The sequence below is a fragment of the Actinokineospora sp. NPDC051303 genome, assembly GCF_055586285.1.
Genome location: NZ_JBVJIN010000016.1, coordinates 40,285 through 62,470, shown reverse-complemented (window position 1 = coordinate 62,470; position 22,186 = coordinate 40,285). Strand labels below are relative to the sequence as shown.

The following is a 22,186-nucleotide window of genomic DNA, read 5'->3' as shown; positions in this document are numbered from 1 at the left end:
TCACTCCTGGGCGTCAGGAAAGTGGCTGTGATGCGTTCAATGGTGGATCGTTCCAACAGCATCCAACGCTCCACCCGTACGCGAAGTTCCCCTCCGCCCGGTCCTGCCGAACCGGCATGCGGCTCACGCATGTGCAGCAGCGGTGGCCATAGGCATGTCTTGCCATGAGTAACGGACTCAAGGACACCCCAGCTGGCAGTTGGCAGGCGTGCGGCCAGCGCGATCCTGGTCGACCAGGACAGCGGGACTGGTGCTGATCAAGCGGACGAAGCCAGGGCAGCCGCAATGTTGGACGGCTCCGAACGGAGGCGTTGACGACACCGACAGCTCAGTCGAGGCGGCGCTGTACCAGGAGCTGGCCGAGGAGTTGGATACCGAGGTCACTGGGCATCGCAGGTCTTGCTGTTCAGCTCACCCTCGGAAACTGGGATGAAGGTTCAGCACTTCTTCGCAGCGCGGCGGGATACAGCCCGCCCGATCCCGATCACGAACGCACTCGAAGGGCGAGACGCCCACGGCAGACCAGAAAAGGCCGTAGCGCTCTAACACCGCCGCCGTACTCATCGGACCGCCCCTTCCCGGCTGCTCGAATCGGCCGACAGAATCTGGCACGTGCGCGCCCGAGGGGAGCCCGAGAAGACAGGAACAGCACGACACCAGCCAACACCATGCGACCCAGCCGACAGGACACAACCAGCGGAAACGACCCGATCCGACATCACCCGACACCACCCGACAGGCTCTCGGGTCGGCTCTTAACCAGCGGGTTCGGGGTTCGAGTCCCTGGCGGCGCACCAGATAGCAGGTCAAGGCCCGTCCATTTGAGACGGGCCTTCTGCGTTGGGACGGTTTACGGACCACATTGCCGCGGACCGCGTGGAAGCCAGTCGGCGAAGGAGTCCGGGGTCGGCGTCCGGATCGCGCCGGGGCTCGGCGCGCAGGGCGGCGGTCACCCGGGAAGGTCGGACGGCGGGGTGAGCAGAAGCCTGCCCGCCAGGTGGGCAGCGGCGTCGGCGAGGTCGCCGAATCGTGTGGCGTGCCGCATCTCCCCGCCCTCGGCCAGGTACACCCGGTACCAATCGCCGTCGCGGACGAGGCACCAGGCGCCGTCGCGGTGCTCGCCCAGCGAGCAGCCCGCGGGGAAGCGCGCGGCGACGGGGGCGACGGCCGCGGCGAACTCGGCGTCCACAGTGGACTCGTCCCACGGCCTGCCGGTGGCCAGCGCCGCGGCCCTGGACAGGGCGATGCCGGGAAAGTCCTCAGGCGGGCGGTAGCGCTGGTTGCGGATGTGGTCCACCAGGTCGGTCACCGGGGGAACCCCGTGCTTGTCGAGGTAATACGGGACCGCGCTGGACCACACCCAACGGCCATCGGTGTGGAAACCCATGGGGACAGTCGATTCGCCGGTGAACTCGTCGGCGGCGAAGCCGCGCGCCGCCACCACCAGCGGGGCGTTCTCCAGATACCGCAGGACGCCAACCGCCTCCCGCGCGTCGACGACCGGACGGTGCCACACCGGCAGGCCCTCGGCGTCGCGGCCGTCGAAAAGCCGCACCATGGCGCACGCGGGCGGCTCGGGCCGCTCCGCGCCGGTGATCGCGGCGACGTGCTGCCGCCGCAGCACCTCCAGTCCCGCGCTGACCTGCCAGGCGGGCAGCAGGTCCGCCCTCGGCGCCACCGGGAGCAGCCGCCAGTCGTCGGCCAAGTGCTCGACGGCGGAGCCGGTGTCCACCCGCCAGGCGGGCGGCTGGTCGATGGCGTACTCGGCCTCGGCGGGCTGACCGGGCCGCAGCGCGAACCGCGCGGTGAACCACTTCGGGTGCAGGGCGCGGTGGTGGCGCAGCCGCAGCCGGTGCAGCCACTGGCCGACGATGGCGGGTGGCGACCAAGCCCGGACCCGCCCGTCCGCCCCGGTGACGGTCGCTTCGACCTCCATCCGGCGGACCGTGGTCCGGCACTCCAGCCGCACTTCCCGCCACCCGCGCGGCGCGGCGGCCTCGATGGCCGCCATCGCGGCGGCGCGGACCGGCTCGCGGTCGGGGTCGGGGGTGGACGCCCCGGTCAGCAGCACGGGGAACCACGGCCGCGACAACGGCGGCGCGAGGCGGACCTGCACCAACGGCCGGTCGTCGTCGGCCAGGAAACCCGCCAGCGGGTCCGCGTCGGCCACCGCCGCGCCGCCCGCGGTCCGGGTGGAGAGCTGGAAGACCGACTCGAACAGCGACCGCCGCACGCGGCGGGCGACGCGACCATCGGGCAGGGCGACGATCGGACCGGCCAGCGGCTCCTCCGGGGCGACGTGCGCCGACGCGCCCGGCGCGGGCTCGATCCGGAACACCCGGTCACCCACGACGGCCAGGTCGAAAACGGCGTCTTCGCGCACCCCCGTCACCGGGCGGCGGCGATCAGGTCGTCCCCGGGCAGCTCGATGCCGAAGTCGCCACCGGGGTTCACGATGAGCGCGACGCCCGCCAGCACGGGCAGCAGGGCCCGGCCCTCGGCCCGCATGACCGCCGTGGCGTCCTCCGGGACGTATCGGGGCGACGAATAGACGGCCAGGAAACGCTTGCCCGGCGCGTCAACGCCGACGCGAAGGCCGCCCGCGCCGTCGGTCTCCATGTGGAACGGCGCTTGCAGGGCAGCCGGGAGGATACGCTCGTGCGGTAGCCAGCCCGCGGCGATGTAGCCGAGTTCGAACTCTGACCGCGGCTCCGGGAAGCCGCGCTTGCGCGGGCTAGGCCGATATTCGTCGTTGAAGTACGTCTCGCCGGTAAGCTCGCCGTCCGGGCCTACCTTGTAGCCACCCAGGATGGCGAAGTGCGGCACACCCTCGATGTGGCGGGGGTCGATGTCGGGATCGGCGCAGTACACCCAACCGCTGGGGGTGCGCGCGGCTTCCTCGCGCATGGCGTCGGTTATCGGTGGCAGCCCCGGGTGCCCGCGACCAATCTCCTCCAGGTAGCCGGTCGTCATGTGGTGGTTGACCGAGCTGGGCAGCAGGTACGCCTCGCCGCCCGCCTCGTCCCGCAGAGCCACGACCCGCCACTCCCCCTTGAGGCGATAGCGGTGGTACTCGCGCCCGGCGTGGTCGGCAGGCAGACCGCGCCGCTCGAACGGGGTGTCGGCGCGGAAGACAAGGTTGCCGTCTGGCGTTCCGTACCGGTCGACCTCCAGGTCCCGGACGGAGGTCAGCCGCGCCGAGGCGAACGCGGTCGGCGGCGGGTCCTGCGGCGACAGGTTCGGCAGCGGCGACTGCCAGGGCGGGAACTCCTCGTCTGTCCGCAGCTTCAGTTCGTGGCTGTGGGCGCCGAGCTGGCCGCACAGGTAGGCGGCGGCCTGCCCTATGTCGGCGAACCGCACGGACGTGCGCGCATCGTCGGACCACTGCACGCGGTACCAGTCGCCGTCGCGGACCAGACTCCAGGCGCCCTCGCGCACGGTGTAGACGCTGTAGCCGCGAGGGCTGATCGACCAGTTCCAGATCGCGTGATCCAGCACGACCAGCGCCCTGGCCGCGGCGTCCTCGGTATCGGCCTCGTTCCACGGTCTCCCCGCGGCCAAGGCCGCGGCGCGGTCCAGCGCGATGGTCGGGATCGGGTCGGGCAGCCGGTAGTGGCGCTCGCGGATGTGGTCGACCAGGTGCGGAACCGGCGGGACGCCGTGCTCGCGCAGGTAGTGCGCCGCCGCGCTGGGCCAGACCCAGCGGCCGTCGGTGTGGAAGCCCATCGGGACGTCCTGCTCGCCGGTGAACTCGTCCTCGGACAGACCGCGGGAGGACAGCACCAGCGGCGCTTCCTCCAGATACCGGACGATCGCCTCGCGCTCGGCGAGGGTGATCATGGGCCGGTACCAGACCGGCAGGCCCTGGTCGTCGCGGCCGTCGAAGAGCCGGACCACCTCAGTGATCCCGCCCGGCTCGGGTTCGGGCGTCTGCTTCCGCGCCTTGAGCGCGGCGGTAAGCAGCCAACGCGGGATAGCGTCCGCGGGCAGCGGGAGCAGGCGCAACTCGTCGGCGTAGGCGGCCTGCTTGGCGCGCTCGCTTGGCGGAATGGCCCAGGCGGGCTCATCCCGGCTCACCGACCGCTGGACACCGCCGTCCGCGGTGTACTCCAGGCGGGCACTGTGCCAGGCCCCGCCAGCGCCCGGGGCGTACTCGGCCATTCGCCAGCGGTGCAGCCACTGGCCGACCATCGCGGGCGGCGACCAGTGCCGGACCCGGCCGTCGGCGAGGGTGACGGTGGCGGAGATCTCACCGCGCCGCACGGTCGCCCGGTATTCGACCACCATGCTCTGCCAGCCCTCCGGGGCCAGCCCGGTAATCGCGCGCCGCGCGGCCTCCGACACGGCCTCGGTGTTCCACGGCGTCCCCTCGGCAGCGACCACGACCGGGAAGCGTGCCGTGGCGGGCAGCGGCGGGGTGAGGCGGACCTGAACGAGCGGGGTGTCGTCGACATGCCCGGCGATCGGGTCGGCGTCGACCAGCTCGGGCGGGCCGCCCGCCAGCCGCCAAGTCGCGACCTCGACCACCGCCTCGAAAGCCGAGCGCTCGACCTGCTTGACGTCGCCGCCCTCAACGGCGAAACCGTCCACAACGAACACGTCGGCCGCGACGCGGGCCGCGGTCCCCGGGCCCTCATCGAACCGGAAGGCCTGGTTCCCGGCGACGGCGATGCCGAACGGGCTTGTCACGCGCGCTCTCCCCCTGCTCCACTGCCTGTCGGCCGTGACCGTATCTCGCCGGGCTTCCTGACCGCGGCCGAACGCCGCAAGACCACTGTGCGGTCGGAGACCCCGTTCGGGTTGGCGTCGCCGGTCATGAAGACCGGCCGTTCCCGCGCCCACCCGGCGAAGTTCCCTCGCTGAGCCAGCGGAACTCGGCGCGCCACATGTCGTACCAGTCGCGGAACCACCGGTGACGCTCGGCGAGTGGCAGGATCGAGCGGATGGTCTCGTCGTAGTAGGCGCGACGTTTCTCCGGCCGAGGATGGGTGTCCAACCGCTGAACGTTGCTCAGCCGGTCAGCGAGCTTCACCAGGACCGCCTCATCCGGCGCGGCGCGCAGCCGAACCAGGTAAGCGTCCCGGGCTTGGGCACGGCTCCAACTCTTTGGGCGCGGCGGTTTGGTCACCCAGTCGACCAGGGCGGCCACCCGGTCGCCAAAGCGTTCCCGGACTTCCGCCAGCGTGCAGGCGGTGTCCTCGACCACGTCGTGCAGCACCGCGGCCCGCAGGACGTCGACATCGGTGACCCCGATGGCCTCCACGAGCACGCGTGTCGCTTCGAGCAGGTGCTCCAGGTACGGCTCGCCCGCAGGCCGGACCTGGCCCGCGTGCAGGCGGTCAGCGAAGGCCACGGCCTCGTCCAGCGCCGCGAGGGCGGCTTCTGGAAGGCGGTCCGCCCAGTGGGCGCGAAGGGCGGGCCAGCCGTCCTTGGCGGTGAACGTGTCCATCACGAACCTGTCCCCTCCCCCGCGAACTTCTCCGCCCACAGGTCGAAAGCGCGGGTCAGGATGCGACGGCGGTAGGCGTCGTCGGGCTCGGCGGCTGCCTTGGCGTAGGCGTCGGCGATGGCGCCGTGCGCGTCGAGGGCGCGCCGACGATCCTCCACCGCGAGAAGCCAGGCGTGTTCGGTGACCCGGGTGCCGTCACCGGCCAGGACGGCCTCCGCGTCGGCCCGGTCCGTCGCGACGATCCGGCCCGTTGTCGCGTCCAGCCGCCGCGCCCTCCTCGGGACCCCGTCGTCGGTCATGTCCACCCGCACCGGTTCGCCGCCGACGAGGAAGAACGCCCTTCCGCGCTGGACTTGACGCCACAGCTGATAAGTGGCCCGCCGGGACCACTCGGTACGCCCTTCGCGGGCGGCCCGCTCGTAGGCGGCGAAAATCTCCGGTTTGTCGTGCCGCTGGTAGAACGACTCGCGCAGTAGCCGTTCCCGCCGCTCTTCGACCGCCTCGATGAACTCGGTCTCGTCGCGCAGCGGCCAGGTCTCGTCGTCCTCCCCACCGCGCGCGCACTGGAGAGCACGGCGCGTGTCGGGCTCGAACTCGCCGGTGTGGCCGTTGAGCCCGTAGCCCTTCGCCCGCCTGCCGAGGATGGGGTCGTCAGGGCCTTGGCCGTCAGGGAAGATCTCGACGAGCTGGCCCCAGCACTCGAAGTGGCGCTCGGAGTACAGCGGGGTCTTCGGCACGGCGACCGGCGCGGCCGGGACCGCCCTCGGCGGAGCCGACGGCCGACGCCAGGGATACACCGGGCCGAAGACGTCGAGGCAGCGGCGGAACTCGGCCCAACTCGGCCAGTAGGCGAGCTCCTTCTCGTTCTCCCGGATGGTGGCGGGCCGAAAATCGGCGATCCGCGCCCGCAGGTCGGTCTGTTCCAGGGCTTCACGAACGGCGGCGCGCGCCTGTTCGGCATCCGCGTAGTCACGACCGTCGACGGCGAAGGCCGCCCTCGGCTCCCCGTGCGGTCCGGAGGCGATCCACACGAACACCAGGCGCTCGTGGTACGGGATCGACCCCAGGTTCAGTGACTCCATCGGGTCTCCTCCTGGTCGAGCGCAGCCGCTTCGGCGAGCATCCGCCGGACCGTCTCCTCGTCGGTCGTCGACATCTCGACTTCGGCGACGCGTACATATTCTCGATCTCCAGGATGCGGCCGCCATCACCAACGCCGAAGTATCTCCTGGCCGCTGCCAAGACCCGCGCCAGATCGCGCATGTCGGCGGTCATGACCCGTGCGCCCACCGCATCGATGACGTCCCCTGCCCGGTAATCGGGCAGGGGCGGGCAAGCCGGTCGTCATGCGCTCGACCTTGTCCAGGACACCCTCGGCCGACTTCGTCCGAACGTTGACGGTCGAGTCCGGAGCCACCTGCTCCCTGTTCGCCGCTGCCCGAGACAAGGTCCGCGAACAGTCCGGACTCTCGTTTAACGGGAAATTACCTTGGAAAGCGACAGGAAAGCCGATCTTGGGGAAGAATCTTCGGATGCGACTCGACATCGGCGCCGAAACCTCTCGGGTGCTGCGCTACCGAGCGTGAAGCGATCTGCGGCCAGCGGATGGATTGACAGCTCACATATGCCGACGTTGGCAATTTCAGCAGGCATCACGGACTCACCCTGAGCGGCACCGAGATCGGCCACGCACCAATCCGCTCCATCGCACGATCCAAGCCGACGCCGGTGCGAGTATCCACATCAGATCGGCAGGAGCCCGCCGCCTCCAGTTCCACCCATATCAGGACCTCAGCGACGCAACAACCCTGCTGAGCTCCAATTCAGCATCAACAGCCCGCTCGTAGCTGGCGAGCTGCCACAGAACCATGCGGCGCCACAGCAACCATGTGCACCACGCGCCAATATCCAACGCGTCATCGGAATCCCGTCACGCACAGTTCCTCAGCATCCAAGCGACCCAGGAGACCTTGATCTGGCCGGAAAGGGTACGAAGGTTGCATTCGACCACGCGCCCCTGCACGTCGTAATTCAGGTGGTCGAGTTCGAACCGGTGTGGACCCGTGAGCCAGTCGTCAACGCGTGCCAGATGTCCATCGGCGTGGTAGCCGTGGAACTGGTCCGCGACCGGCCGGGCGCCGGTCGCGGACCTGCTTGCACAGGCGGCTCGCGGTGTCCCAGGTATGGGATGAGTGTGACGTCGCAGAGGGTGCGCCGAGTCTCTCGAATCCGTTTGCGCTGCTCAGCGCATCGCATAGGCACTCGTTGTAACTGTTGCACTACCGTTTACGACTCATCCTGCGGTAGGGTGTATGGTCCCGCAAAGGGGGGTGTCTTGAGTGCGCTTTGATGACTGTGCCGATGCGGCTACCGTGATGTCGATAATGGACTGATTGAACTCATCTCATCTTGGTTGGCGACTGCATGCGAATGATTCCCAACGAGCCCCGCGGAAAGACCACGAAGGTGGAATCGTGGGTGTTCTCCCAGCTCGAGGCTGCCGACGTGGACGGCTGGACCTATGCGCTGCATAGCCTGAGCCTGCCGGAGCACCCGCGTAAGCGGATGGCGGAAATCGACTTTTTGCTACTCGGCGAGCGCGGACTGCTAGCCATTGAGGTCAAGGGCGGGAAGGTCACCATACGTGATGGGATCTGGCACACACTGACCATGAAGGGCGACCGTCGCCGGCTGACCGAAAGCCCGATTGATCAGGTCAAATCCGCGATATCAACCGTGGAGAAGCGAATCCGGCAAAGTGATGTCGGAGACCTATGGGCGAAGACCGTCTTCGCACACGGGGCGATCTTCCCCGATTGCGAGTTCGACGTCCGCTCCGTCGAGTGGGACCCGGAGACCATCCTCGACTCCCGCGGGCTTGAGGAAGTCGGCGTGGCCAGGTGGATCGACCAGTTAGCGGTCTATTGGGAGAACAAGCCAGGACACCGAGCCAGGCTCAGCGTGGACGAGGTGCAGCGGTACCTCGACTATTTACGTCCCGACTTCGAGCAAGTACTCACCCTGCGCCAGCTCGGTGACTCGATCGACGCCGACGTGGCTGACTTGACCCTGAACCAGTACCGGGCGCTCGACCTAATCGAGAGCAACCCGCGGATAGTGTTCGAGGGCGGTGCGGGCACTGGCAAGACCATGCTCGCGATCGAGGCAGCCCGACGGATCGCCGCAGGTGGCCGCATGGTGCTCATCACCTGCAGCAGCCCGGTCCTCGCGGGCTTCATCGCGGGGCAGCCTGACATGGAGCGCGTAGCGGTCCGCCCATTCAACCAGGTCGCTCGGGAGTCCCAGGCGGTCTACGACGTCGTTGTGGTCGACGAAGGTCAAGACCTCATCAACGACGCCGATTTGGACGTGCTCGATCGGATCCTCCGCGGTGGGCTCGCCGACGGTTCCTGGACCGTACTCCTCGACTCCAACAACCAGCGGGGGTTGGTCGGCCGCTATGACCCCGCGGGCATGCGGCGGTTGCGCGACCACCGCCCCGCGACCCTCCAACTGCGGGAGAACTGCCGCAACACGGCCGAGATCGTGTCCGCCGTCCAAGAGCGCACCGGCGCTGACCTGGGCATCGCGTCCACCGCCCGTGGGCCCGCTGTGGTGCTCTTGCGCGAACCCCGCGTCGAGGCCGCCCGTGGTGTCGCAGAGGTCCTTAAGAGCCTGCAGGACGATCGGGTCTCTCTATCCGATGTCGTGCTGCTCTCGCCGTTCCCCTTCGCCGAGTCGGTGTTCAACGAGATGCCACACGCCTGGCGCGTTCGGGTTGACGAACTCGACCTGGTCAAGCTCGGCAACCCGGCCGGGGGTCGCGTCGGGTTCGCGCAGGTCGCTGAGTTCAAGGGCTTGGAGAGCCCGTTCGTCATCGTCGAGGCACCGGGTGTCCTCGACGATGACGAGAACAAGGCAGCGCTGTACGTCGGCATGACGCGTGCCCGGGCCGCTCTGTGGGTCGTCAACCCGGAGCTGGAGGAGACGACATGACGCCAACCTCGACCGGGTTCCAGGACCGTGACAGTGTCCTCGCCTACCTAAGCAAGCAACTCATCGGTCCCGTGAACGGTCCCGACGAGGTTCTGGGTCCGAAGGACAACCCGCACGAGCGCTACCTGACGGGCCTCCTCTACCCGCAAACCACCGATGCGGATGCTCCTGCCCGCGACGGAGCAGAAGACGACGGCGAGGAGGTCACAGAGGCCGCAGCCGCTCAGCAGACTGACGACGACGAGGATCCGGTCACCATGGCCGGCCAGTCCAAGCCCAGCTCGGTAGGCATCAGCTTCGTCACCGATCGGGTCTGCGCGATCGAGGTCGAACTGCTCGCCGGGACCTACGAGCAGGACCCGACCTCAGATGACGAATGGGTCCGCAGCGCCCACGACCTGACCGGGCCCGCGGCACTGACCATCGAGCCCCCCGCGGACGGCGCACTCCGCAAGTCCGTCCGCGTCCTCGGTGACCGGGCGGAGCTCTACGTGCGGTGGCGTCCTTGGGGCACCTCCTGGGTCGTGACCGTCGTGCTCATCAACAAGCGCGAGAAACCGGTCCGCTCGCTGGTCGACTCCGCAGACTGCCTATTTCAGGTCGAGCTGAGGTGCGCACCGACAGAGGGGGCCATCCTCCGCTACCCAACGCGGAACCACCTCAACCCCGACCACGAGGCGGCTGAGCTGCAATTGCAGTATCGGGACGTCCTCGTCTACGCACTCGGCCACGGTTGTGCCGCGACGTGGGATAGCGGTGCGACAACCCACTCCGTGCGCACTACCTTCCTCCCGGTCCATGTGGTCCCGGACATCGCCTTCGACGTCCCGGGCTCCGACGAGGTCCTGAGTCTGCGGCAGTTGAGCGGGATCCAGCGTGAACCCGCTGAGGTCTGCGCTCAGTTGCGAGACTTCGTCCGAGGCTATGAGCAGTGGATCATCGACGTCCGCGGCTCGCTCGACACGAGGCTTAGTGACGACTTGGCCCAAGCCGCCGACCGAATCCTCGCGAAGGCCACGGCCGCCGCCGAGCGGATGCGCAAAGGCGTCGAGACACTCGCCGACCCGGGGCACAATGCCCAGCGAGCTTTCGCACTCGCCAACGAGGCGATGCTCCGCCAGATGGTGCACGGATCGACCGAGTTCGCGGGTGCCCCGCACGCGCCGTCCGCAGCCCCGGACGTCTCGCACGTTGACTACAGCCGGTTCGATCCCCGTTGGCGCCCGTTTCAGCTCGGCTTCCTGCTGCTCAACATCGACGGGATCGTCAACGACGGCGTGGACCGCGAGCTGGTCGACCTCGTGTGGTTCCCTACCGGCGGCGGCAAGACCGAGGCCTACCTGGGGTTGGCCGCTTTCACCATTTTCTTCCGCAGACTTGAGCATGGTGAGGCGGGCGCGGGGACCACGGTCATCACCCGGTACACACTGCGCCTGCTCACCACTCAGCAGTTCCAGCGCGCGGCCACCATGATCGCCGCTTGTGAGGTCCTGCGCGCCGACGCGAAGACCGATCTCGGCAGCACCCCCATCTCGATCGGCATCTGGGTCGGTGGGTCGAACACGCCCAACTCCTACGCCGAGGCCGTGAAGCTCGTTGACGACCTGCGGCAGGAGCGCAAGGTCGGCCAAGGCTTCCAAATCGAGATGTGCCCGTGGTGCGGTACCCGCATCGTCCCCGGTCCAGACGACGTCCACCAAGACATCGGTGTCGTCGCGACCAACAACGCCTTTTTCATCACCTGTCTGAACACCACCTGCCCGTTCAACCGCAGGCTTCCGATGTCCTCCGTGGATGAAGACCTCTATGACAACCCGCCCACGATGCTGGTTGGCACCGTGGACAAGTTCGCGCGGGCGACTTGGGACGCCAAAGCGGGCGCGCTGCTCGGCGTCGGCAGGGGCATGGGGCCGTCGTTGATCATCCAGGACGAGTTCCACCTCATCTCCGGGCCGTTGGGGACGATCGTCGGCCTCTACGAGGCCGCGTTCGACATCGTCATGCGCTCGACGGGAACCCGACCGAAGATCGTCGCCGCGACCGCGACCATCCGCAACGCCGAGCAGCAGACGCGCGGGGTGTTCGGGCGCGAGGTGCGGCTGTTCCCGCCCGCAGGCGTCGACGCGGGCGATTCCTATTTCGTCCGCACGAACCACGACACGCCGGGACGCGCGTACGCGGGAGTCATGCCACAGGGACACAGCCCGGTGACCGGGTTGGTCCAACTCGCGTCCGCGCTCTTGCAGGCGCCCACCGAGACGGCCCTCGCCTCCGACGACGCCCGGGACGCCTACTCGACGCTGATCATTTACCACAACAGCTTGCGGGAGCTTGGCAAGACCATCACCCTGGCCCGCGATGACATCCCCGCCCGCATCCGGGTGATCGCCGCGGCCGAAGATCGCGTGCGCGATCTCAATGACGACAACATCGTCGAGCTGACCAGCAACATCGACTCGGTGCGCATCCCGCACATCCTTCAGCGGCTCGGTGAGCCCGCCGAATCCGGCATCGCGCTGCTCGCCAGCACCAACATGATCTCCGTTGGCGTGGACGTGACCAGGCTCGGGCTGATGGCCGTAGTCGGCCAGCCCAAGACCACAGCCGAGTACATCCAGGCGTCCAGCCGAGTCGGACGCGACCAGAGCAGACCCGGCTTGGTTCTGACCTTGTACTCGGCGACAAAGCCCAGGGACCGCTCCCACTACGAGTCGTTCATCCCCTACCACTCCGCCCTCTACCGCGCGGTCGAACCGACATCGGTCACGCCGTTCTCCATCGCCGCACGGGACCGGGCACTGCACGCCGACCTCGTGATCCTGGTCCGCCACGTCCTAGGCCTGGGAGCGAGGACGGATGCGGCTCGGTTCGACCCGGACGCACCCGAACTGGGCCGACTGCTGGCCGCCTTCCTGGACCGCGCCAAGCAAGCCGATCCCGATGAGGCGAAGGCCGTCGAGGACCATCTGATGAAGCTCAAGGACGTGTGGGCGGCTGAGGTGACGCGCAACGCCGACGAGGGCGGGTTGGTCTACAGCGGTTGGGGAAATCAGCCGCGGCTGCTCCGGCAGTTCAACAAGCCGCGCGGCACTTGGGCGACTCTGAACTCGATGCGCAACGTCGACGTCGAAATCGCTGTGCACGTCGAGGGGACACGCACATGACCGAACGGAAGATGCGCCGTTCCCAGATCATTGGTCCGTTTGGCCCCGGTGCGATTGTCGACATCGTCGGCGAGTCCTTCGTGGCAGTAGACGCAGGGCGTTGGCGTGGTCGGCTGGACCCCGTGCTCTTCCCCCGACTTGCCCGAAGGCTCGGTGTCGGCTCGTTACGCGCCCCGTCTGCTGATGGCAGCGGTGTGCCCTACTACCGCTTCCCGCAGTGGATGTTCTGCTTCCACTGCCGTCGGATGATCCGCTGGAGCACCACGCGAGAGGTGGCCGGTAAGGCACCGACCTGTACACAGGACACGGACAAACAATTGGTGCCGATGCGGTTCGTGGCTGCCTGCGAGGACGGCCACCTCGCCGACGTCGACTGGCACCGCTGGGCGCACTCCGGTCCCGTCCGCCCGTACCGCTGCGAGGTTCGGCCGCCCACCCTGGAGTTCCTCAACATGGCAGGCCAGGGAAGTGGTCTGCGTTCGTTGGTGGTGCACTGCCGGTCGTGCTCAGCGAGTCGATCGCTGGACGGCATCACCGGTAAGGGAGCCTTGCGGCAGCAGTGCAGGGGTACTCAGCCGTGGCAGTCATCCGCCGACGAGCGACCATGCGGCAAGACCCTCGTCGCGCTGCAACGAGGCGCGTCGAACATCTACTTCCCCACGGTCCACAGTGCGATAGACATCCCACCGGACTCAGACTTCCGGGAAGTCGATCCCTTGATCACCAAACTTGTCGCCGACCCAATGTTCTCGGTCTTCGTCAACGGAACCGGTGTGGACGAGGTGACCAAGACAGTTCTGATCTCGAACCTGGCAACCAAGTGGGGGATCCCAGAGGACGATGTGCGAGCCGAGATCACCAAACAGGTGACGGACCTCGCTGCCTCTGTGGGATCCGTCGAGGACATCCGTCCGGAAGAATGGGGTGCGCTTTGCAACCCCAAGTCGGAGCATGATCCGCGCAGCGACTTCATCAGCTCCAGTGCTCCGCACCCAGGCGAGTCGGGGCGGTCCGCCGTGCACTCAGAGCTGCGCAGAGTGATCCACAGTGTCGTGCTCGTGCACAAGCTCCGTGAGGTCCGTGTGCTCACGGAGTTCAAGCGCTACAAGGCCGAGACGGCCGTCCGCGCAAACATCTCCGGGCGGCTGGACTTCTTGCCCGCCCTTGAGACTTTTGGCGAAGGCTATTTTCTCCGGTTCAACGAGGACGCGGTCGCTGTCTGGGAGCAGCACCCCGAAGTGCGGGAGCGGGCAGCGTTGCTCGCCTCACGCATCCCCGACGGACAGGAGGACCGGTACCCCGAGCCGACGGCGCGGTACCTGATGCTGCATTCCTTCGCCCACCTCCTGCTGCGCAATACCGCCTTCGAGGCGGGTTACTCGACGTCTTCGCTTCGTGAGCGCCTCTACGTGACTCCGAAGGCGAAAGCTCCCGAGATGGCCGGAATCTTGATCTACACGGCCGCCGGGGACTCAGAGGGGACGCTCGGTGGGCTCGTACGCATGGGCAGGCCGGAACGCTTGCTCCGGTTGTTGACGGCGGCTGTCGCGTCCGCGCAGTCGTGCTCCTACGATCCCGTGTGCCGGGAGTCCTCCGGCCAGGGGCCCTACGGCATGTCGATGGCCGCGTGCCATGCCTGCTCCCTCGTCCCGGAGACCAGCTGCGACGAATCGTTCAACCGGTTGCTCGACCGGCGCCTGCTGATCGACGAAGACTGGGGCTTCTTCGCACACTTCGCCAAGGTGCTGAACGAGGTACCCGGTGGTGGCACGTGGTGATCGGTTCTGCAGGCCGACTGCCCGATTACCGCGTTGTGCAGCTCGGTCTCGGGGCCGACCCCGCCGAACTGGCTGTACAACAGCTGCGACCTGGGCGGACGGTACGCGTCATCACCAACCGCACATTGCTGCGAGGTCGAATCCGCAGCGTTCTCGCGTCTGCCCCGTCCCGGGGCAGGTGGGAGATGCGGTCCTACCTCGAACTGGTGCGGCAACTGTGGAAGGACGTGCACGGCAGCGGGCCTGACGGCTACAGCAAGTACGACGCGGAGCTGCAGGCGTTCTTGGAGATGCTGTCAGGAAGCACGAGCCCGCGCATCGACTATAGGCCACTCGTCATCCTCGAAGGGCAACAGTTGCCCTTGGACTTCTTCCGGGTAATCGCTTACCTGGGGATCTCCGCCGTGGTCGGGGTCGACCCCGGTGCCGCAGTCGCTGAAGAGGGATCGACGACCGCGGAGATCGTCGAGGCGCTCGGCAACGCCCCCCTCGAACGGTACTCCGGAGACGTGCCCGCCACCGCTGTGCTCGACCTGGTCGCTGCGGTGGATCCCGCCGGTCGTCCCGTTCCATCAGGGTCGCCGGTCACTGGTCCCAAACCGTCTGTTCGCTGCTTCGACAGCTCAGACGACGAAGCGCGGATGGTCATGAAGCTCGCGGCCGACCATCCGGGCGACCAGATCGGAGTCCTGCTGCCCACCGTCGAGCTCATCGACGACTTCGTCAAGCAGTTGCGAAAACTCGGCGCACGCTTCCAGTGGTACCACCACAGCCACTCCCGGCTGCTTCCGGCCAACCGCATTGATTTCGCTTCGGCCGGGATCAAGTTACTCAGCTGGGCCAGTTCTCCGGGCTTACGGTTCGACCGGGTGGTCCTCCCGCGGCTCCAGTACGCCACGGAGCAGCACTTCACTCCGAATCTGCCCGTTCTCGGCGTCACAGCCGTGCGGGAACTCCTGTTCTCATACAGCGGGGACGGACTGCCGACAGTCCTGGCCGCACTCCCGCCCCACTTGATCGACCTCACTGGCATCGCGACCGCCGCCGAGTGGGAATCGGGTGCCTCATTTCTCGACGAGGCCCCGACGGGCACCCGCCCAGTCACTCTGCCGGACCTTGAACCGGCGAGAGCCGTGCTGCGCGACGACCACTTGGTCCCCGCCCACCGTCAACGAGTGCTCACCGCCCAAGAGGAGGTCGGTCTCGCCTTACTCATGCGAGGTGCGCAGGTACCGCTCTCTGAAGAACTCCCAGTCGGTTATCGGGCGAGACTCCCCACAGGCGACGAACGCGCGGTGGCCTTCGACGCCATGGTCACACACAACCTCGGACTCGTGCGCAAGTACGCCGGGACGTACTCGATCACGCACTGGGACTTTGACGACTTGGTCCAATTCGGTGTCATCGGCCTCATACGGGCAGTCGAGAAGTTCGACGCGTCCATGGGATTAAAGTTCTCCACCTACGCGACCCGGTGGATCAACCAGGCGATCGGCCGTGCCATACCGGAGGGTTTGGCGATCCGGATCCCGGTTCACATGTGGGAGGTCGTCCGGAAGGTCGCCGCGGTGCGCTCGCAGATGACCAGATCCGACAGATCGCCGTCAGCCGTCGAGATCGCCGCACGAGCGGACATGCCAGTGGACAAGGTCTTGCTGAGCCTGGAGATCCTGTCCGGGGTGCGCAGTCTCGATGAGCCGATCGGGGACGATCCGAATCTCTCCCTGTGGGACGTCGTCGCCTCCGAAGCCGAAGAAGACTTCGATGAGGTCATCGACCGGCGGCAGCGAATCGAGCGCGTCCGGGCCGCGCTCCGACTGCTGAGCGACCGCGAGGCGGACATCCTGCGGCAGCGCTTCGGCTTCGGCGGCGAGGAACCGATGACACTGGACCGGATCGGTGAACGGTACTCGGTCACCCGTGAACGGATCCGCCAGATCGAGAGCAAGTCCAAGTCCAAGCTCCGCGATTACCTGTGCGGTGGTGTATCGGTACGCCCGACCAAGACCCGTCGGAAACCGCGCGTTCCACGACGGACGCCGCACCCGGTCGCCGTCCGACCCGCGGCACACACCGCCATCGATCTGGTGACATTACCGCCAGCCGTATACGAGAGCGCGGTCGACTCCCTGGTCCGGTTCATAGCCGAGCAAGTCGTGCTCTCGGCGACGAAAATCCTGACAGTCGTCCTCGGATCCGAGGACCTTTGGTGCGGAATCAGCTACCGGGGAACCGGAGATTCGGTTCGTGCTGTCCTGGATCCGCAGGGTGCCCCGAGCACGGGCGGTGGCGCCCAAGCCCTGCGCGGGCTCATGGCGGGAATCGGTGAGCTCACCACCTGGGTCAGCGATCAACCCGCGGGCATCCTGCTCCGCGTCCAGCAGGACCGGTGGACGGTGTCACGGGCCTCGGCCCGCACCCCCGCCGCGTTGCCGTTCGGCGACGAAGACACATGGACCATGATCAGGATGTGTGCTCCGGGATCCGCTTTCGCGGGTGCCAACGAACTCACCGCCCAGGTTTCAGCCGGTTTGGGTGTGGTGCTCGGACCACGCATCCGCGATAGCGGCCTGCTGGTGGCCGTCAACGGCAAGCCCGTCCAGGCAACGGACCCGTTCCTGTGGACCAACCCCGCCACCCAAGACCTGGGGCGGGAGGAGATCACAAACGCCGGGTGCGCGGTGACGGCCAACCCCTACGTGCTCCCACACCCCGATCGGCTCCGGGAGGGCGATATCGTGCAGGTGGGCCACCCAGCGCAGTGGCGGGCTCGCCAAGGTCTGTACCTGCGCTCCGGGGGCAGGTACCTGCTTCAGGGTGGCTGGTGGGGCCTGCCCGGATTCGAGAAGGATCACCCGTCCTCCCTCGTCCGCGTCGACCTCGAGATCGGTGCCGACCAACAGCGGCTCTGGGGCTTCGACGGGCCTGGCCCGATCCGCCCGCCCGCGGCACTCGTGCCCAGGCTGACCGCTGTGGCGTCCGTTGCCCGCAGGCGGTCTGAAGCCGTGTGGGCCACTGATCGGAAGGACTCGGCGTGACCGAACCAGAACTGCACGCCTTCGTCGAGGACCTCCGCGACCGCGTGGAGCACCGCCTCGAGGACAGCGACGTGATGGCGCGGGACGCCTTCGTCGAGGTGGTGCGAGAACACCTCGTGGACAGCGGGGTGCTCGACGACCTCACCGCCTGCTACCTGAACGTGTCGTGGCAGCAGCGAAGGGTAGAGATCGCGGGCTACGACATCAGCGATGACGGGACCATCCTGCACTTGGTCGGCGTGGACTACGGGTTGACCGGCAGCGCCGTCAAACGCGACCGCGTAGACCAGATCCTTCGGCGGCTGCGGGCGTTCGCCGACTTCTGCCGGACCGGGCAGCACACGCAACTCGAACCGTCGAATCCGGCCTACGACATGGTCCAGCGCATCAGCGAGATGTGGTCGGGCCTAGTCTCCATCCGCCTGCTGGTGCTGACCGACGGAGTGACCAGCATCCGCAAGCTCAAGGAGGGCCCGGTCTCGGACCTGCCCGCCACCACCTCGGTGTGGGACCTGCCCCGATTGCACAAGCTGCTCGGCCCGGCGGCCAAGCAGGAGGACATCGAGATCGACCTGCGCGAACTCGGCTACAGCGTTCCCTGCCTGGAGTCCAAGCCGCAACTCGACGGGTACCGGTGCCTAATGGTCGTGCTGCCCGGCGTGCTGCTCGCGGAGCTCTACGAGGAGCACCACAGCAGGCTCCTGCAACGCAACGTCCGAGCCTTCCTACAGGCCCGTGGAAAGGTGAACAAGGCGATCGGCGAGACCATCCGGGACGAACCCGGCCGGTTCTTGGCGTACAACAATGGGATTTCCGCGACCGCCAAGGCCGCGAACCTGGAGAACACCCCCGAGGGGCCGCTGCTGGTCAGCCTCACCGAACTGCAGATCGTCAACGGCGGACAGACGACGGCGTCGCTGCACCACGCACGGCGCCGAGGTCTTTCTCTGGACGAGGTCAACGTGCCCGCGAAGATCACGATCGTCGACGACGAGTCTCTCGACCCGATGATCCCGCTCATCTCGAAGTACGCCAACTCGCAGAACGCCGTGACGTCGGCGGATTTTGAGGCGAACAGCCCCTTCCACGTCGGTCTTGAGCGCCAGTCCCGGGGTACATGGAGCACCGGTCCGGACGACAAGCAGACCCGTTGGTATTACGAGCGCGTTCGTGGTCAGTACGAAGTGGAGAAAAACCGCGAGCCGACGTTGGCCAAGCGCAAGAGCTTTGAGGCCCGGAACCCGCGCGACCAGCGAATCGGCAAGACCGACGCCGCCAAGTACGAGTACGCCTATGGGCTCCGGCCGCACGTCGTCAACCTAGGTGGGCAGAAGTGCTTCCTGCAATGGACCACTAGCGAGAAACTGGAGACGAAGGAGCCACCCACTCAGGAATACTTCCGTCACCTGGTCGGCAAAGCGATCCTCTTCAACGACATTCGATCGATCATCTCGCAGGGCAACGTCGGTGGCTACCTCGGCCAGATCACCGCGTTCACCCTGTCTCTTCTCGTGGACCGGCTCGGTGCCATCGACTTGGACCAGGTGTGGCGGTCGCAGGCCGTTCCCGAGGCGCTTGCGCAGGTCGTGCCAGAGGTGTCGGCGGCTGTTCGCGAGGTCGTCACCACTCCGCCCAACTCGGCAAACATCACTGAGTGGTGCAAGAAGGAGGCGTGCTGGACCGAGGTGCGCAAGATCGCTTGGACGCCGCCGGATGAGTTGGTGCGGACCGTGGCGGTGCGAACGATGTGACCGGCGTACCTGTGCCCCACCGACCTGACGACGCGATGCCGCCGCTGGCGCTCGCCAATCCCCACAAAATCAAGAAAGCAGAGGGTGATGTGTCCGTCTACGGCGTGAAGCTACAGCGCAGCGAGGTGCTGAAGCTAGCCGAGCACGCCGACGCCTGCACCGAGGAGACCTTCGCCGAGTGGTGCGCGGCCAAAGCCAGCTCGGGGGCGCGCTTGGCGGTGGACCTGTTCTCCGGCGCGGGTGGGCTCAGTCTTGGGCTCACCGACGCGGGTTGGACTGTCGCCGCCTCGGTAGACCACAACGAGTTCGCGCTGCGCAGCCACCGCGCCAACTTCCCTGGCTTGGCGCTCAACATGGACCTCGGCGAACCTGCGTGCCGCAGGCGACTGGTCCGCATGTTGAGCGGGGCCGGGATCGATCTGATCGCAGGCGGACCGCCGTGTCAGCCGTTCAGCCGCGCGGGCCGCAGCAAGATCCGGAGTCTGGTCGACGCCGGGGTGCGCGACGAGCACGACGAACGCAAGGAAATGTGGCGGGCCTACCTCGACATCGTCCTGCGGGTGAAGCCGCGGGCTGTGTTGATGGAGAACGTCCCGGATATGGCCCTCGGGGACGACTTCCAGGTCGTGCGCACCATCATCGACAGCCTCGAGGAAGTCGGCTACCGCACCCAATTGGGCTTCGTCGACGCTTGGCGCTATGGCGTTCCCCAGCACCGCAAGCGCTTGATCGTGTTGGCACGCTTGGACTCCGACGAGTTCCCATGGCCGGAAGCCTCACCCCAGGTGAACCTACACGCCGCGATCCACGACCTGCCCCGCCTGGGAGAGGGCACCGGTGGCCGGGAAATGGCCTACGCCGAGCCTGCCGAGGGACTTTCGGAATTCGCGATGCGCATGCGCAAAGGCGCGGACGCCGACCGCGTCCACGACCACATGACCAGGCCGGTGCGTGACGATGACCGCGAAATCTTCGGGTTGATGACCCACCGAACGCTCTACGCCGACATCGACGCGCGGCTGCGCAGGTATAAGGCGGACACGTTCGACGACAAGTACAAGCGGCTGGACTGGAACAACCTCAGCCGGTCCATCACCGCGCACATCGCAAAGGACGGCTACTGGTACATCCACCCGGAGGAACACCGGACCCTCACCGTGCGCGAGGCCGCGCGCATCCAGACCTTCCCGGACTGGTTCCGGTTCGCGGGCACCCGCAGCCACGCGTTTCAGCAGATCGGCAACGCGGTCCCGCCGCGACTCGGCGAGGCGGCGGCACTGGCACTTCGGCCGCTGCCGGACGCCCCGAAGAACCGGGTGAATCCGTGGCGAGCCCTACGCAACCGGTTGACGAAGTGGGCACGCAGGCAACGGGAGGGCAGCCATTGGTGCGTCCTGCCCGGCCCGCAGTTGGGGCCAGCAACAGCGGCGATGATCGCGTTGCTCGACCCGTCCCCGATGGAGCTGCATGCCCTCGAACCCGCTCTGCGGGAGGTCGCCGCTCGCGGGCGCATCAGCGCCCGCGCGGTGAAACTCGTCCAGCAAGCAGGCGCCAGCGCGAAGGACGTCGCCGCGGTGGCCGCCGCTCGGGAAGCGCAGAACGCCCAGCGGATCTGGCAACACGTCGAGGACCTCCCGGAAATCCTCGACCTGCGACCGAAGCAGGTCGCCGTGCTGAAACTGCTGGCGGGTGACGACGTCCTGCTCCCCGGGGGTCCCGTGGTCCGAGTTGCGGCCCGGGTGCTTGGGACCGACTCCGACCGGACGAACAGCCTGACCAACGGGCGGGTCGACCTGGCCAAGCTGGTCGGGGGTGGACCGGACGCACCGTTGCGGATGGGGGCCATTCGGTTGATCAGCCAAGTGGCCTGCGCGAAGCAGGCTCCGGTATGTGGGACCTGCCCGTTGGCGACGCGGTGTGCCTACGCGAAGAAGACGGGGTCCGGGGACCGGTTGTTCTGAACACCGCGTCAAGCGGTGGCGGGCGAGTTGGGCGGCGATGGCTTCCAGGAGGTCGTCCACGTCGCTCGCCTCTGCACTCATGGCCACCGGGTCCGCGAAAGTAGCGTAGGCGACCTCGGGCATCATCATTGCCATGACTAACCCCGTGGTACCAGCCTACACCGACTTGTTGTGGCCGACACTCGTTGCGGTTCGGGCACTTGGCGGCTCGGCGTCCATCGACGAAATCGTCGAGAAAGTCATCGAACTAGAGAGTTTTACAGACGATCAGCAGCAGGTTCTGCACGGCGACGGTCCGCAAACCGAGATCGAGTACAGACTGGCCTGGGCGCGCACATATCTGAAGGGCATGGGTCTACTGGTCAATAGCCGCCGCGGGGTGTGGAGCCTGACCGAGGACTCCAAGTCTGTGAACCACCAGAAGGAGGTCCGTGATCTCCACGTCAAGTACACCGCACAACTGCGAGAGGCGCGGCGCCGAACCGCGACGTCTGCCACAGGAGGCGATGATGACCAAGACGAACAGAGTGAGTGGCAGGACCAACTCCTCGACGCGCTCATGGGAATCACACCGGACGCTTTTGAGCGCCTGACGCAGCGACTCCTGCGCGAGGCCGGATTCATCAATGCCACCGTGACTGGGCGAACCGGCGACGGCGGCATCGACGGCCTTGGCGTCTATCGCATGTCGCTCGTGTCGTTTCCGGTGTTCTTTCAGTGTAAACGGTACAAAGGAAGCGTTGGGTCAAGCGCCGTTCGGGACTTCCGTGGCGCGATGGCAGGTCGAGGCGACAAGGGCCTACTGATCACGACTGGCACATTCACCGGTGACGCGAAAGCCGAAGCCACCAGGGATGGCGCACCTCCGGTCGATCTCATCGACGGGCATCGCCTGTGCGACCTGCTTAAGGAGTACGAACTCGGAGTCGCCACGACCGTGCGCCAGGTCGAGGACGTACGAGTGGACACTGCGTTCTTCGCCGACATCTGAGTGTCACTGCAGCCGCTGGTCCCGTCGGTCCGAATGGGCTCCACCCACCCAGGTACGG

Annotated in this window: 12 protein-coding genes; 8 read left to right on the top strand and 4 right to left on the bottom strand. The window is 67.2% G+C overall.

The features are described from left to right. Positions 1-208: 208 nt before the first annotated feature. On the top strand, positions 209-433 hold the full coding sequence (locus ACZ6SD_RS14800) for an NUDIX domain-containing protein (protein ID WP_465317475.1): 225 nt from the start codon (positions 209-211) through the stop codon (positions 431-433). Positions 434-949: 516 nt separating this feature from the next. On the opposite strand, the gene ACZ6SD_RS14795 is transcribed toward ACZ6SD_RS14800, so the two are convergent. The 4 genes from ACZ6SD_RS14795 to ACZ6SD_RS14780 all read right to left on the bottom strand — a co-directional run bounded on the left by ACZ6SD_RS14795 (position 950) and on the right by ACZ6SD_RS14780 (position 6,531). Continuing rightward, on the bottom strand, positions 950-2,383 hold the full coding sequence (locus ACZ6SD_RS14795; RefSeq protein WP_465317474.1) for a hypothetical protein: 1,434 nt from the start codon (positions 2,381-2,383) through the stop codon (positions 950-952). A 5-nt stretch (positions 2,384-2,388) separates the two neighbouring features. Next, on the bottom strand, positions 2,389-4,689 hold the full coding sequence (locus tag ACZ6SD_RS14790; RefSeq protein ID WP_465317473.1) for a glycohydrolase toxin TNT-related protein: 2,301 nt from the start codon (positions 4,687-4,689) through the stop codon (positions 2,389-2,391). Between the two features lie 124 nt (positions 4,690-4,813). Then, positions 4,814-5,449, bottom strand: coding sequence for an HD domain-containing protein (locus tag ACZ6SD_RS14785; RefSeq protein ID WP_465317472.1), 636 nt, complete (start codon positions 5,447-5,449; stop codon positions 4,814-4,816). Further along, a complete protein-coding gene (locus ACZ6SD_RS14780; RefSeq protein WP_465317471.1) occupies positions 5,449-6,531 on the bottom strand; it encodes a hypothetical protein in 1,083 nt (360 codons plus the stop codon). Before ACZ6SD_RS14780 ends, ACZ6SD_RS14785 begins: the two co-directional genes overlap by 1 nt. Positions 6,532-7,879: 1,348 nt before the next feature. Here ACZ6SD_RS14780 and ACZ6SD_RS14775 point away from each other — a divergent pair. From ACZ6SD_RS14775 to ACZ6SD_RS14745, 7 genes are all read left to right on the top strand, one after another. Next, positions 7,880-9,445: a nuclease-related domain-containing DEAD/DEAH box helicase gene (locus ACZ6SD_RS14775; RefSeq protein ID WP_465317470.1), complete on the top strand. Its 1,566-nt coding sequence runs from the start codon at positions 7,880-7,882 to the stop codon at positions 9,443-9,445. Then, positions 9,442-12,609, top strand: coding sequence for a helicase-related protein (locus ACZ6SD_RS14770; protein ID WP_465317469.1), 3,168 nt, complete (start codon positions 9,442-9,444; stop codon positions 12,607-12,609). Before ACZ6SD_RS14775 ends, ACZ6SD_RS14770 begins: the two co-directional genes overlap by 4 nt. After that, the gene (drmB, locus tag ACZ6SD_RS14765; RefSeq protein ID WP_465317468.1) at positions 12,606-14,387 is read left to right on the top strand and encodes a DrmB family protein; all 1,782 of its coding nucleotides are present in this window, start codon (positions 12,606-12,608) and stop codon (positions 14,385-14,387) included. Before ACZ6SD_RS14770 ends, drmB begins: the two co-directional genes overlap by 4 nt. Positions 14,388-14,572: 185 nt before the next feature. Then, positions 14,573-17,425, top strand: a complete 2,853-nt coding sequence (locus ACZ6SD_RS14760) for a sigma-70 family RNA polymerase sigma factor (RefSeq protein ID WP_465317538.1) — start codon at positions 14,573-14,575, stop codon at positions 17,423-17,425. Further along, positions 17,422-19,176, top strand: coding sequence for an AIPR family protein (locus tag ACZ6SD_RS14755; RefSeq protein ID WP_465317467.1), 1,755 nt, complete (start codon positions 17,422-17,424; stop codon positions 19,174-19,176). The genes ACZ6SD_RS14760 and ACZ6SD_RS14755 overlap by 4 nt, the downstream gene beginning before the upstream one ends. 11 nt (positions 19,177-19,187) lie before the next feature. Continuing rightward, positions 19,188-21,137, top strand: a complete 1,950-nt coding sequence (locus ACZ6SD_RS14750; RefSeq protein ID WP_465317466.1) for a DNA cytosine methyltransferase — start codon at positions 19,188-19,190, stop codon at positions 21,135-21,137. Positions 21,138-21,270: 133 nt separating this feature from the next. Next, on the top strand, positions 21,271-22,128 hold the full coding sequence (locus ACZ6SD_RS14745; RefSeq protein WP_465317465.1) for a restriction endonuclease: 858 nt from the start codon (positions 21,271-21,273) through the stop codon (positions 22,126-22,128). Positions 22,129-22,186 lie beyond the last annotated feature (58 nt).